The sequence below is a fragment of the Vibrio qingdaonensis genome, from assembly GCF_026191675.1.
Classification (GTDB): domain Bacteria; phylum Pseudomonadota; class Gammaproteobacteria; order Enterobacterales; family Vibrionaceae; genus Vibrio; species Vibrio qingdaonensis.
In genome coordinates, this window is the sequence record NZ_JAKRRY010000027.1 from 32599 (window position 1) to 45700 (window position 13102).

Genomic DNA, 13102 nt, shown 5'->3' on the forward strand with positions numbered 1-13102 from the left:
ACCTGTTGAAGTTAATAATAGCAGTGTGAAACCGACGGATTATAGCGAAACATTGCTAATCTGTCGCTGCTTTTAAATCCTTCACTCTAATGCCAAGTAGCAAGAGTGTAAATAGGTAGGTTGCCCCACCAAGCACAATCAACATTGTTAGTGTTGTAGCGCGTTGTGCAAGCCCCCAAGATAACCACTGTTGCATGTCATCTAAACGCCACACCACCACCGCCACCATCACAATGGCACTGACTGCAAGTTTGGTAATAAAAATCAGCGTTTGCTTGGTTACTCGGTATACCTGCTGAATATGAAGACCTCGATACAACAGAACCATATTGACCAAAGCCGATAACGCTGTCGCCATCGCAAGACCAACATAGCCATAGAAATAAGCGAATATGGCGTTAAACACCATATTCGAAGCCATGGCGATAATGCCGTACTTAACCGGAGTTCTCGTGTCTTGTCTCGAGAAATAACCCGGAGCCAACACTTTAATCAACATAAAGTTGAGCAGCCCTGACGCATAAGCCAACAAAGACATCGAGGCTTGCTCTACATCATGAGGGGTAAACTCTCCTCGCATGAATAACACCATGAGCATGGGCTTAGCGAGCACCATCAAACCAAGCATGGCTGGTAACCCAAGCAACACCACCATCCTTACTCCCCAATCCATTGTCGAGGCAAACCCTTGGCTTTGAGCATCAACATGTTTTCGAGATAAGGCAGGAAGAATAACGGTGGCAATCGCGATACCGAATAACCCTAACGGGAACTCAAGTAAACGATCGGAATAATAGAGCCAACTGATGGAGCCAGTAGCAAGGAAGCTGGCAATGAAGGTGTCAAACAACAAATTAATTTGACTAACCGATACACCAAAAAGAGCAGGGATCATGAGTGTGCGAATTTTAACCACGCCAGGATCACTCCACCCCCACTTAGGCTTCACTAATACCCCAGCCTTAACGAGGAAGGGGATTTGAAACACAAACTGTACAAAGCCGCCAAGAAAAACGCCAATCGCTAAACCAATTTCAGGTTGTTCAAGACCAGGCGCAATAAACCATGCACTGCCGATAATCATCACATTTAGAAAAACAGGCGTAAACGATGAGACCGCAAATTTCCCTAAGGTATTGAGAATGGCACCAGACAAGGCGACAAAAGTAATAAACCATAAATATGGGAAAGTAATTTTCAACATTAAGCTGGCGAGCTCAAACTTAGGTGCTGCGGGTCCATCATTTAGCCAATCTAGGAACCAGCCAAAGCCAAATAATGCTGTCACGACCCCAGAGCCGAGCACGCCAAACAGGGTCACAATCGACACGAGCACACCAAGTGTCCCTGACGCTTTAGCAATAAGATCTCTAGTTTTATCTTTATCACCAGCAGCATGGTACTCGGTTAAAACAGGTACGAAAGCTTGAGAAAATGCCCCTTCAGCAAACAATCGACGTAAAAAGTTGGGGATTTTATTGGCAAAAAAGAACACATCGGCGCTAGCGCCGGCGCCCATTAAATTGGCGACCACAACATCGCGAACCAGTCCCAATACGCGGGACACAAGTGTCATTGCACTCACAATCATGCCTGACTTAAGAAGCCTTTTACTCACTTGAACCCCTAATTACCTTGCTAATACCTTGTCACAGATAGGTTTCTATCGTCTTTATTATTGAAGAGCGGATTAGTATTAGCATTGGTTGAAAAATACTGTTAGAATCCCCGCCATCTTAACCGCGAAGACCTCCAGATATCAAAACTTGTTTTTTATCGTTGGGTTTTTGCACAAATCAGTTGACATTTAAGTGCAAATAGAGGATATTCCTCGCCCTTAAATTGTCACCGAACTAAGTTTTTGGGAGTTAGACCCTTGGCAAACAGTAAATCTGCTAAGAAGCGCGCTATCCAAGCTGAGAAACGTCGTCAGCACAATGCTAGCCGTCGTTCTATGATGCGCACTTACATGAAAAAAACTATCGCTGCTATTGAAGCAGGCGATAAAGAAGCAGCAACAGCGGCACTAGTTGAAGTTACACCTCTTCTAGACCGTATGGCGACTAAAGGCCTTATTCATAAGAATAAAGCGGCTCGTCATAAGTCTCGCTTCACTGCAGCAATCAAAGCTCTTTAATTAGAACTAGATTTGCATTAAAAAACCGGCCTAGGCCGGTTTTTTTGTATCTATTACTTTTCTATTTATTTGCTAATGAAGGACTGCGTTCACTTAACATCCCCAACAGCACCTCACCGCTTTACTCTTCTTTGCAATACAAGCCATGCAATAGTTCTATCATTTGACGAACTTCGACACTGCTCAACGTGTAGAATACCGTCTGAGCCTCTTTTCGTGTTGAAACCAGTCCATCCCGACGCAACCATGCCAAGTGCTGAGAAAGCGCGGATTGGCTTAGCTTTAAATAATCGCACAGCTCACCAACCGACAACTCAGTATTATGTAGCATGCAAAGTATTTGCAGACGACGCTCGTTGGCCATCGCTTTTAGGAGAACAACCGCTTGTGGTGCGTTTTTTTCCATCTCCTGCAAATTCATATTTTACCTCTTTATTTTCAGCAACATCAGACACGAGCTTTTGTCTTAATAGCCATGTCTTGTCGATTAGTACAATTCATCACATTTTACATGGCTATAATCAAACTGCGTAACAGTTTTTAAACAAATTCATTATCCCTGAACGATAGACAGCTTTACATCCGTCGCTAAACGTTGAGTAGCTCACTAAAGTCTGCCTCACACACCCCTTTTACCGCAGGATGCTGAATCATTCTCTCAGCAAAAATGACATAGTATTCTTCTTTAAGATCATCGATATCACCAATATGTTGCAATGGGCGCCGATCGGAGATCTCGGACATGTACAAACTTGGTGCTAAAAAGATGACATCGTCTTTATACATAGAGAAAGCTTTCATCAAAGCGACATCATCAAACTCACCCAATATATTAGGCTGGATACCTTGGCGATCAAACCATTGATGAATTTTCCGTCCCATCGATGTTCGACTACCTGGAATAAGAAGCTTTCTTTGCTCTAATATTTCAGGAAAGTGTCCACTCTCAACATGGCCGGAAGTAAAAAAGCTCATACGACTTTCTCCAAGCTTCTTACTAAACAGACCTGGGCTTTGACTGGAGTCAACGGGGCAGTCCGACAAAATCATATCGAGTTTATGTTGAGAAAGCTGCTCCAATAACATTTCATGAGTCGACTCAAAACACCTTAAGTGAATACTATTGTCATCAGGAATGGTGGTCATGAGTATTTTGCTCACTAAACGTTTTGATAATGCGTCTGCGACACCGACATCAAAAAGAATATTTGAGCGCTGACTATAATTGACAATATCGAGCATTTCATAACTCAAGCCAAACATACGATCCGCGTATTTATAAACAAGTTGACCTAACTCTGTCGGTTCAACGCTTCTTCCGTTGCGCTTCGTTAACTTACCATCCATTCTCTCTTCTAGTGCTTTAATCTGCCCAGTGACGGTTTGAGGCGTTAAAAATAGAGCATCTGCCGCCTTAGTTACCGACCCTTGTTTACACACCATCCAAAAATAGTACACGTGGTTATAGTTTAAATGTGACATGACTTACCGCCTTAAAATTCTCCCCACCTTTATAACAAAATCTCCCGACCCCATCAATTATCGACAAAACCGAAACAAACGGCCATATAATTCGCTTTTTACGAAATTAACACTGTCACAGCTGTAATATTACTATCGGTAAAAAACGATAAAATCGAATTTACTCATTAAAAAACGTCTATTTATCTATTTTTCTCAACATCAACTCAATCATATAAAATTAAATAAAATCAAAAGGTTACAATTGAATATTGAGAATTATAGGTTTTAATTACAACAAATATCGCAGTAATTGATGAACGACATAATATCGTCATATTACTGTCATAATTCAGATCTACTATCGCTGCAGATTCAACAACAGACCTACAACAAACTTATTAAGGTCACACGGAGAAAACTATGATTAACCAAGCAACGACAGCTGCGACACCTACGTCGAATTCGACACGTTGGCTACGCTGGGCTAACTTGGCATTCATGCTGTATTTACTACTTCTTGCTGTATCTATGGTAGGCAGTGGATTTAAGATTGCTACTGGTGAACAGGCTAAAGTCTTGTTTGAGTTTGCATCTCATCCTATTGCTGGGTTAATGATCGGTCTCGTCGCTACGGCTTTGATCCAGTCATCAAGTACCGTCACTTCAATCATTGTTGGTCTTGTTGCGGGCGGACTTCCTGTCACCGTTGCTATTCCGATGATCATGGGTGCAAACATTGGCACAACAGTAACCAATACATTGGTTAGCCTTGGTCACGTACGTTGTAATACTGAATTTAAACGTGCCTTTGCAAGTGCCACCATCCATGATTTCTTTAATCTATTAGCCGTCCTTATTTTCTTACCGCTAGAAATGATGTTTGGCATTTTTGAAAAAGTATCTCACTGGCTAGTTTCACCAATGCTTTCTACTGGTGATGTCAGCATGGGCGGTTTGAACTTTATCAAACCAATCACAAAGCCTGTCGTGTCAGCTATCCAAGACCCATTAATGCAATTTGGCAACGTGACAGGTGGTGTTCTACTGATTGTTCTTGGTATCGCAACCATCTTTATCGCTATTACCGTAATGGGTAAACTAATGAAGAGCCTGATGGTAGGTCGTGCTCGTGAAATCTTAAAGAATGCAATTGGCCGTGGCCCTATCCACGGTATTGTTTCTGGCTCTATCGTAACGGTCTTGGTTCAGTCTTCTTCCACAACAACAAGTTTAATGGTTCCACTTGTTGGTACTGGTACCTTGAAAGTACGTGATGTCTACCCATTTACATTGGGTGCAAATATCGGCACATGTATCACAGGTCTACTTGCTGCGACGGCTGTTTCTGGAGAATACGCAATTTTTGCTCTTCAGATTGCCCTAGTTCACTTAGTCTTTAACGTATTCTCAACCATCTTTATCTTTGGTATTCCATTTTTAAGAGAGCTGCCAATTAAAGGAGCAGACTACCTCTCAGACATGGCGATCAAAAACAAGGCTGTGGTCGCAGGGTACCTTGCATCTATCTTTGTTGTGATTCCGGGTACTATCCTCGCACTGACGGCATAGACGTAACGTAATCGACTCAACGCGATAAAGAATAGAACAAACCCCAACTCATAATGAGTTGGGGTTTTTCGTTATGCGTTACGATGAAAGTAGTAAGGATCAGTAGTCATCATAATCATAGGCATCGTATGCGTCATAGTGTTCAATTAAGTCCACTTCATCCACATAGTCCCAGTAATAACTACGGTCATAGTAATAATCATAATAGGGATCGCCGACATAATAAGTTTTAATGCGCTTATCATTCGACCATAAATAATAATTAGACGCATTAAGTACTGGTGCTTGCAACTCTTGCTGACCAACCTTAATCGTCTCGCTTGGCTCGATGACACCGACAAATGTCATCGCTTTTCCTTGCATAAACACCGCAGGGTCTAAAAATCGTTCCACCTTAACGACAAAACGCGAAGAGCCTTGCTGTGTTTCATCTGGTCTTCCTTTGTCATCGAGTTCAAATTGGCTGATTTCTACTACACTTGAACCCGCTGTCGGGTTGCTGACTTTCGCAATAACCCCTCCCCATCTGGCTGGCTGACCAACGACACTATTTCCATCACTCACTGCCGTTTTATAGGCCACTAATTGCTTTTCATCCGCGACTTTTATTTCCGAGGGCGCACTACTGCAACCCGCTAACACCACCAATAATACAAGCCCAAACCATCGCATAATATGCTCCTTTGCAAACGCCTCTTTTACTATTATGAGCGACACAGACCGTTGCTCGCAAGGTGAAGGGGCTATTCAGCCTATTAATGTCTCAGCCCCAAAACGCCGACAGTGATGCGAGCACCCGATACAAGCAAGCGAATTATCACCAACAGCAATAAACACACACGATGCTGACTAAACGTTTACCTGCGATGGGTTATGTTTTTCTCAGCGGTTATTTACCCTACCTCAAAGTCCAATAACAATGTGAATTCCTTATGAAAATCAAAACACTTCTTCTTATCGCGATGTTGAGCTCGCCTTCTTATGCCTATTACTGTGATCAAACCTCTGATGGTGCTATCGACGGCGCGGTTGATGGCGCGATTACTGGTGCTGTCGTCGGGGGTATCGTAGATGGTAGTTCAGGCGCAGCAGCAGGTGCTGCTATTGGTGGTGGTGCAGGTGCAGTAGGCGGCGCTATCGACGGTGCTTACGATGAAGAGGCCTGTGAAGTAGTCGGCGACGTCGTGGAAGAAGATGTGATTGAGGAAGAGATAGTCGAAGAAGAAATCATCGAAGACGAATACTACGACTAGCTGTTACCTATGTAACTAAAGTAACCTTGCGTTTGTTACTGACTGAAATGAATAAATTATTTTACACTCCCTACTAATCAAAACGGGAGTATGGTCATAATGAAAAAGATTGCTTTAGTTACTGGTGCTTATCAAGGTCTCGGACTCGCCACCTCAGCTCTACTCATGGAACAAGATTACCATGTCATTATGGCCGATGTGCAATCTTGTAGCACACTTGCCAATCAGTTTCGACGACAAGGCTACTCTGCTTCACATTTAAAACTCGACCTTGCCATGTCATCAATCTTTCCCGCTATCGCTAACCTAATTGATGAACAATTTGGTCAGTTGGATGTCTTGATCAACAATGCCGCTATCTTAGTGGATATGGGCAGCCACCCTTCCCAGCTTGATGAAGATACATACCGCAGAGTGCTTGAAATCAACCAAATTGGCCCTTTCTTATTAACAAAAGCACTGACACCTCTTTTGAAGAAAGCAAAACACGCACGTATTGTGAACGTCTCAAGCCAAGTTGGTCAGCTCGCGCAACTTTCGGATATGAACTCCCCCTTGAAAGAGGACATTTGCGCCGCCTACCAAGCTTCCAAAGTAGGCATTAATGCCAACACCGTGCTGTTTGCTAAAGAGTTAGAGTCGCATGGCATTAAAGTCAACTCCTGCTGTCCAGGTTGGGTTGACTCAGCAATGAATAGCGATGACTTGCCTGACTACGGTGATAATGCACGACCAAAGACACCACGAGAAGGCGCAGATACCGCCGTTTGGTTAGCGACACTCAACGAAGATGGCCCAACGGCAGGATTCTTTACCGATCGAACTCGTATTGATTGGTAGCCTCTCCGTTAGCACCATATAAAAATGGCCGAGCAATGCTCGGCCATTTTTATTACACTGAAAACGGATATTTTATTGGATCGTGACACTGATAATCACGCACCTCAAAGTCATCAATTGTCACCCACGTTTCCAAATCTTTTAGCGATTTGATCTTTGGATTGATATGGAATGTTGCGGGTGACAGCGGTTCCCGCGTCAGTTGCACATCACGCATGAGCTCAAGTTGGTCTTCATAAATATGCCCATTGACGATTTTATGATAAGCCTTACCGGGTTTCTTACCAGTGATCTGCGCCATGATGGCCAAAAAGACATAGACTTGCACCATGTTAAAATTCAGCCCCAGCGGTACATCACATGAACGCTGCGTGCTATTTAAATGCAAAGTATCACCAAGCAATGAAAAGTGGTGGCTGTACATGCACGGGCGTAAACAGCCCATGTGGAATTCACCTGGATTATAAAAATTTAAGATTTCACCACGATCATCAACACCACGCGTTAAATCATCCACAATTTTGCCAAGTTGGTCGATATGCCCCCCATCGGGTTTCGCCCAAGCGCGCCCTTGAACACCATACACACGTCCCATATCGTCTTCACCTTTACGATATGAATTGTTCAACCAAGCTTCATTAAGGTTCGCGTTTGCGTCCCAAGTTTTTGTGCCAAGTTTGCGAAAATCCTCCGCATTATCATAGCCACGAATATAACCAAGCAATTCAGCAACCGCAGACTTCCAGAAACTTTTACGCGTCGTCACTAAAGGAAACGCATTGCCCGCGACATCATAAGTAAGATCTGCGTTGATAACGGTTAAACAGCGCTTCCCTGTTCGTTCATTTTCAACCCAAACGCCTTCATCAACAATACGCTGACATAAATCCAAATACTGCTTCATAACAATTCCTACTACTTTGCTGCGTTATGTGTCGTGTTGCTATTGACCTTGTAGGCCCATGCCACCATCAAGGCACCTAAGATAACCATCGGCAATGATAAGATCTGCCCCATTGAAATGAAGCCGCCAAATAGGCCTAAATGCGCATCAGGTTCACGGACGTATTCAATAAGGAACCGGAAACAACCGTAGCCTAACAAGAACAAGCCAGATACCGCACCCTCAGGGCGTGGTCTTTTAATAAACCAATTAAGAATAAGGAACAGTACCACGCCTTCTAACGCGAACTCATATAGCTGAGAAGGGTGTCTTGGAAGCGGGCCGCCATTAGGGAATACGATCGCCCACGGCACATCTGTTACGCGCCCCCAAAGTTCACTGTTCATGAAGTTACCAATACGCCCCATCCCTAAACCAAACGGGACAAGCGGCGCAATAAAATCAGCGACATTGAAGAATGTACGACCATTCTTACGGGCATACCACAGCATGGCAGTAATCACACCAAGTAGCCCACCATGGAAAGACATACCGCCAGTCCAGACTTTAAATAGGTATAATGGATCTTGTATTAAGGTATCAAATCCATAAAACAATACGTAACCAACTCGACCGCCAATCACCACCCCTAAGAAACCAGCGAACAGTAAATCGGACACCTGCTCACGAGTCCAGCCAGAACCGGGCTTATCTGCACGCCTATTCGCTAACCACATCGCGAAAGCAAAACCAACTAAATACATCAAGCCATACCAGCGAACTGAAATAGGGCCAATCTCGAATAAAACGGGGTCAATACTAGGAAATTCAATAAATCCCTGAGACATAAACTGCTCTCTTAACGTTTGGGTAATAAAGGCTAAAACATCATTGAAAATGATACGAATACTAAGAAGACCGCGAAAATCTTTTTAAGTTTCGGAGTTGGCATTGTTGTGGCCAACTTAGCGCCAAATCGCGTCGTCAGCATCGAGGTTATCGCAATCGCTAACAATGCTGGAACATACACATAACCAAGGCTATATTCTGGTAACCCATCAGCCTTAGTGCCATGGAAGATGAAGCCTATCATACCTGAGATCGCAATCACACAACCACACACAGAGGACGAACCAACGGCTCGGCGCATTTCTACACCATGCTTACTTAAAAACGGCACCGACATCGAACCACCACCAATGCCAGCTAGGCTTGACACCATGCCAATTATTGCGCCATAACAACTTGTTGCGCCAGGGGAAGGCAGTGGACGCGAGGATGAGGAAGAGATAGATAAAATCATCTGTATCGCTAACGCCAGTACAATCAACGCGAAGAGTTTAGGTAGGTATTGAAACGGAATCCAATCTGCGACAAATGAGCCAATCAGACCGCCGACAATAACACCTGGTAATAACCACTTGATGACGAAAATATCCACATTGCCGAGCTTAAGATGATTCAGAGCAGATGAGCCAGACGTAATAATGATGGACGCCAGTGACGTCGCCAACGCGATTTGCATCACCAACTCAGCAGAAATACCGAACATCGGCAATAGATAAGCCAATGCTGGCACTACGATTAAACCACCGCCGATACCCAGCAAACCAGACATCGTACCAACGACCGCTCCTAAAATGAGCAGTATAAAAAGAAGTTCAAAGTTCATAATTTTTCCAACAGGCGGGCACTAAGATTTACCGGCACGAATAAAGCCAGCTAAACCTTTTTCCTCAAAATAGTCACGCATCTGATTATAAATCGCATCGCCATAAGGTTGCAGTAATGCTTGGCTGGCTAAGTGTTGCAATTCTTCCATTGTGGTTTGTCGAAGAAGGTACTTCACTTTCGCAACATTCGAGGTATTCATGCTCAAGGTGTCATAGCCTAAACCAACCAACAATAAGGCGCCTATCGGGTCACCGGCCAATTCTCCACAGATACAAACGGGCAATTGGTAAGACTGACATGTTTGAAAAATATGCTTCATCGCAGCTAACACCGATGGATGCAATGTCTCATAGATATCAGCGACTTGTGCATTATTTCGATCAACTGCCAGCAAATATTGTGTTAAGTCATTGGTTCCCACAGAAACAAAATCGACTTTTTCCGCCATAAATGGCAGTAAATAAAGCATGGACGGAACTTCAATCATCACACCAATCTGCGGTGGAACAATATCATGTTGCAATTGTGCAACTTCATCATAAGCTTGATTGATCAGCGTAATCGCACCATCAAGTTCCTGCACCGAAGAAACCATTGGCAACAAAATACTTAAATTATCGAGCCCTTGACTCGCTCTTAGCATCGCTCTCAGTTGAATAAGAAAAATATCCGGATGATCAAGAGTAAATCGAATGCCGCGCCATCCTAGGAATGGATTATCCTCTTCAATCGGTAAGTACGGCAACGCCTTATCCCCGCCAATATCCAGCGTTCGCATCACAACACGCTTGGTTGGGTAAGCCTGCAATACCGCACGATATTGCTGCACCTGCTCTTCCTCTGAGGGGAATTGCTGCTGTAGTAGGAAGGAAATCTCGGTTCGATAAAGCCCGACACCGTCTACCCCTTTATTCAATGAAATACTGGTATCTGCGCTTAATCCAGCATTGAGCAGCACCTGAATACGTTGACCATCTTTCGTTGCCGCATTCAGATCAAGTGTCTGCTCAACCATGTGAGACAGCTCACTCTCTTCCGTCACCAGTTCACGATATTCGGTTAATAGCTCTGTGGTTGGATCCGGAAATATCTCACCGCTATAACCATCAACAATAGACAGCTTGCCACTCAATAACTCAGGGTTGATACTCACGCCCATGACAGCAGGTATACCCATCGCTCGGGACAAAATGGCCGCATGGGAGTTCGCCGCCCCTTCAAGCGACACAACCGCAAGCAGCTTATCTTTTGGCACTGACGCTAAAATGGATGCCGTCAACTCTCTAACCACCAAAATGATCGGGTCAGAAAATTCGTGTATGGGCTGCTCTGAATTGTGGAGGAAAAACAATAATCGCTGACCGAGCTCTCGTACATCTTGTGCTCGTTCACGAAGATAAATGTCCGACATTTTGGCAAAGCGATTCGCATAACTCTCAACCACTTGACGAAGTGCCCAATCAGCCCTATCCCCTTTTGCTATCTGCATTTTTAGATCTTTTCGCAACATCGGATCGTTCAGTAAATGCGTAAAAAGATCAAATATTGCTAGTGCGTCTTTGTTGAGCTCAAGATCCAACTTCTTACGCATTCGCTTAAAGTCCGCCAGCGCGTGATCAATAGCAAGCGAAAGGAGTTCTTGTTCACGATTGATATCGAGCGCAGAGGCAGGAAACACATCACTCAGTTCTGGCTGTGTGTTATCCCACCACATGGGACCAATGGCAACACCAGAGGACGCTGCAATTCCCTTAATCACCGTTAGTTGATTATCATCGAAAAAACTCAACCCTTGTGATTTAGCGTGAGCAATAAGCACTGCGACTTGCGCAGCAAGTGTCACTAAGAATGACTCTTCCGTTTCACTAAATTGGCGAGATTGTTTTTGCTGGATAACAAGCACCCCAAGCACCTGCTTGCGATGAATAATAGGGGTACCTAAAAAGGCATTGTAGGTATCTTCCCCCAACTGAGGGAAAAATTTAAATGCGGAATGCTTCGCCGCTTGTGCGATATTGATTGGTTCAGCTGTGCGCTTTACTAACCCTACCAAGCCCTCATTAAAGTTGATATGGATAGTATCACCTTGAAATGTCAGGCCTTGGGTCGCCATCAGTTCTAAGCGCTGCTGCTGCTCATTAGCCAGATAAATTGTGCAGCACTCCGTATGCATGGCTGCACAAGTTTGTCTAACTAAAATCTCGAGGGCCACATGCACGTTATCTTCTTTTGATACGTGCTCAACTATTTCCCTTAGTTGCGAAAGCATACTTACCCTCTTCGGTGTTTTCTTTTGCCTTTAAACTTACGTTCCTTAAAAGGCATTGCGAGAGAAGCAAATTCTTTCATCGCACGACGATAAACATCACGCTTAAAAGAGACCACTTGCCTAACAGGATACCAATAACTTACCCAACGCCAACCATCAAACTCAGGGGTACTACCACGCTGCATATTAATTTTAGATTCATCACAATCTAAACGCAGTAAGAACCATTTCTGTTTTTGTCCAATACAGACAGGTTTCGAGTCCCAACGAACCAATCGTTTCGGTAGCTTATACCTTAGCCAATGGCGACTAACACCGACAATTTTTACATCATCTTTTGTTAACCCGACTTCTTCATATAATTCTCGGAACATGGCCTGCTCAGGGGATTCACCTTCGTCAATACCGCCCTGAGGAAACTGCCATGAGTGTTGCCCGTATCGTTTAGCCCAGAAGACCTGACCATGGTTGTTACAGATTACAATACCCACATTTAGTCGGTAACCATCGCCATCTATCACTGGCCAACCTCAATTAAATTTTCATTACCTTGATTTTTCCACATATCCCCAAGTTGAGCAAACGTAGACATCCGTAAATTTGAACATTTACCAGTTAATCGAACTTCTATGGATAAGTTTTACCCATTACAGAACTTATCAACACCACAATGAGACCTAGACCACATTTATTCACCTTTTCTGTGAATAACCATGTGAAGAATCTTTGATCTTCTACTCTAACTCGTCAGTACTTTCTTACGAACAGGAAAAACAAAAACTGGAAACAAAAAATAAAGCCTTAAATAACAAAGAATTAAATCAAACCCAGCAAAATACAATCGTTTATCGTTCTGTATTTTAAAGCTGGATCTCAGATCGGTTAAAGATCAACCAAAGACGAGTTTATCCACACCAAGCAAGCTAACAATTTTATCAATCACGAATAATCAAGCACTACTTTCAAGGTGACACCTGTTTATTCATACAGAAAACCGTGAGCAAAAGAAATTA

At 43.6% G+C, this 13102-nt stretch carries 13 protein-coding genes; 4 read left to right on the forward strand and 9 right to left on the reverse strand.

Annotated features, from left to right (window positions below; all coding sequences use genetic code 11):
* Positions 1 to 55 precede the first annotated feature (55 nt).
* Positions 56 to 1618, reverse strand: a complete 1563-nt coding sequence (murJ, locus tag MD535_RS17895; RefSeq protein ID WP_265676404.1) for a murein biosynthesis integral membrane protein MurJ — start codon at positions 1616 to 1618, stop codon at positions 56 to 58.
* Between the two features lie 258 nt (positions 1619 to 1876).
* On the opposite strand from murJ, the gene rpsT reads away from it, so the two are divergent.
* Positions 1877 to 2137: a 30S ribosomal protein S20 gene (gene rpsT / locus MD535_RS17900; RefSeq protein ID WP_102469934.1), complete on the forward strand. Its 261-nt coding sequence runs from the start codon at positions 1877 to 1879 to the stop codon at positions 2135 to 2137.
* A gap of 121 nt (positions 2138 to 2258) precedes the next feature.
* Here rpsT and MD535_RS17905 read toward each other — a convergent pair whose 3' ends face one another.
* Positions 2259 to 2558 (reverse strand): ArsR/SmtB family transcription factor, encoded by a 300-nt coding sequence (locus MD535_RS17905; RefSeq protein WP_265676406.1) that lies wholly within the window; start codon positions 2556 to 2558, stop codon positions 2259 to 2261.
* 167 nt (positions 2559 to 2725) lie between these two features.
* Complete coding sequence (nhaR, locus tag MD535_RS17910) at positions 2726 to 3619, reverse strand: transcriptional activator NhaR (protein ID WP_265676407.1); 894 nt, start codon at positions 3617 to 3619, stop codon at positions 2726 to 2728.
* A gap of 405 nt (positions 3620 to 4024) precedes the next feature.
* Here nhaR and MD535_RS17915 point away from each other — a divergent pair, with 405 nt between their 5' ends.
* Entirely contained in the window at positions 4025 to 5170 is a 1146-nt protein-coding gene (locus MD535_RS17915; protein WP_265676445.1) for a Na/Pi symporter, read from the forward strand.
* A gap of 99 nt (positions 5171 to 5269) precedes the next feature.
* On the opposite strand, the gene MD535_RS17920 is transcribed toward MD535_RS17915, so the two are convergent.
* A complete protein-coding gene (locus MD535_RS17920) occupies positions 5270 to 5842 on the reverse strand; it encodes a Slp family lipoprotein (RefSeq protein ID WP_265676408.1) in 573 nt (190 codons plus the stop codon).
* Positions 5843 to 6102: 260 nt separating this feature from the next.
* Between MD535_RS17920 and MD535_RS17925 the strand changes: the two genes are divergently transcribed.
* Both MD535_RS17925 and MD535_RS17930 read left to right on the forward strand, forming a co-directional pair.
* On the forward strand, positions 6103 to 6423 hold the full coding sequence (locus MD535_RS17925) for a glycine zipper domain-containing protein (protein WP_250617525.1): 321 nt from the start codon (positions 6103 to 6105) through the stop codon (positions 6421 to 6423).
* A 99-nt stretch (positions 6424 to 6522) separates the two neighbouring features.
* Positions 6523 to 7263, forward strand: coding sequence for an SDR family NAD(P)-dependent oxidoreductase (locus MD535_RS17930; protein WP_265676409.1), 741 nt, complete (start codon positions 6523 to 6525; stop codon positions 7261 to 7263).
* Positions 7264 to 7315: 52 nt separating this feature from the next.
* On the opposite strand, the gene MD535_RS17935 is transcribed toward MD535_RS17930, so the two are convergent.
* From MD535_RS17935 to rppH, 5 genes are read right to left on the reverse strand one after another with little or no spacing between them, the layout of a single operon-like run.
* Positions 7316 to 8167 (reverse strand): thymidylate synthase, encoded by an 852-nt coding sequence (locus MD535_RS17935; RefSeq protein WP_265676410.1) that lies wholly within the window; start codon positions 8165 to 8167, stop codon positions 7316 to 7318.
* 11 nt (positions 8168 to 8178) lie between these two features.
* On the reverse strand, positions 8179 to 8994 hold the full coding sequence (gene lgt / locus MD535_RS17940) for a prolipoprotein diacylglyceryl transferase (protein WP_265676411.1): 816 nt from the start codon (positions 8992 to 8994) through the stop codon (positions 8179 to 8181).
* A gap of 32 nt (positions 8995 to 9026) precedes the next feature.
* Positions 9027 to 9818 (reverse strand): sulfite exporter TauE/SafE family protein, encoded by a 792-nt coding sequence (locus tag MD535_RS17945; RefSeq protein ID WP_265676412.1) that lies wholly within the window; start codon positions 9816 to 9818, stop codon positions 9027 to 9029.
* Positions 9819 to 9839: 21 nt separating this feature from the next.
* Positions 9840 to 12089, reverse strand: a complete 2250-nt coding sequence (ptsP, locus tag MD535_RS17950) for a phosphoenolpyruvate--protein phosphotransferase (RefSeq protein ID WP_265676413.1) — start codon at positions 12087 to 12089, stop codon at positions 9840 to 9842.
* Positions 12090 to 12091: 2 nt separating this feature from the next.
* Complete coding sequence (rppH, locus tag MD535_RS17955) at positions 12092 to 12610, reverse strand: RNA pyrophosphohydrolase (protein WP_250617519.1); 519 nt, start codon at positions 12608 to 12610, stop codon at positions 12092 to 12094.
* Positions 12611 to 13102 lie beyond the last annotated feature (492 nt).

Excerpts from the sequence above, each read along its gene's own strand:
- MD535_RS17945 (WP_265676412.1), bottom strand. The coding sequence starts at position 9,818 with ATGAACTTTGAACTTCTTTTTATACTGCTCATTTTAGGAGCGGTCGTT.
- nhaR (WP_265676407.1), bottom strand. The coding sequence starts at position 3,619 with ATGTCACATTTAAACTATAACCACGTGTACTATTTTTGGATGGTGTGT.
- lgt (WP_265676411.1), bottom strand. The coding sequence starts at position 8,994 with ATGTCTCAGGGATTTATTGAATTTCCTAGTATTGACCCCGTTTTATTC.
- MD535_RS17905 (WP_265676406.1), bottom strand. The coding sequence starts at position 2,558 with ATGAATTTGCAGGAGATGGAAAAAAACGCACCACAAGCGGTTGTTCTC.
- ptsP (WP_265676413.1), bottom strand. The coding sequence starts at position 12,089 with ATGCTTTCGCAACTAAGGGAAATAGTTGAGCACGTATCAAAAGAAGAT.
- MD535_RS17935 (WP_265676410.1), bottom strand. The coding sequence starts at position 8,167 with ATGAAGCAGTATTTGGATTTATGTCAGCGTATTGTTGATGAAGGCGTT.
- MD535_RS17930 (WP_265676409.1), top strand. The coding sequence starts at position 6,523 with ATGAAAAAGATTGCTTTAGTTACTGGTGCTTATCAAGGTCTCGGACTC.
- MD535_RS17920 (WP_265676408.1), bottom strand. The coding sequence starts at position 5,842 with ATGCGATGGTTTGGGCTTGTATTATTGGTGGTGTTAGCGGGTTGCAGT.
- MD535_RS17925 (WP_250617525.1), top strand. The coding sequence starts at position 6,103 with ATGAAAATCAAAACACTTCTTCTTATCGCGATGTTGAGCTCGCCTTCT.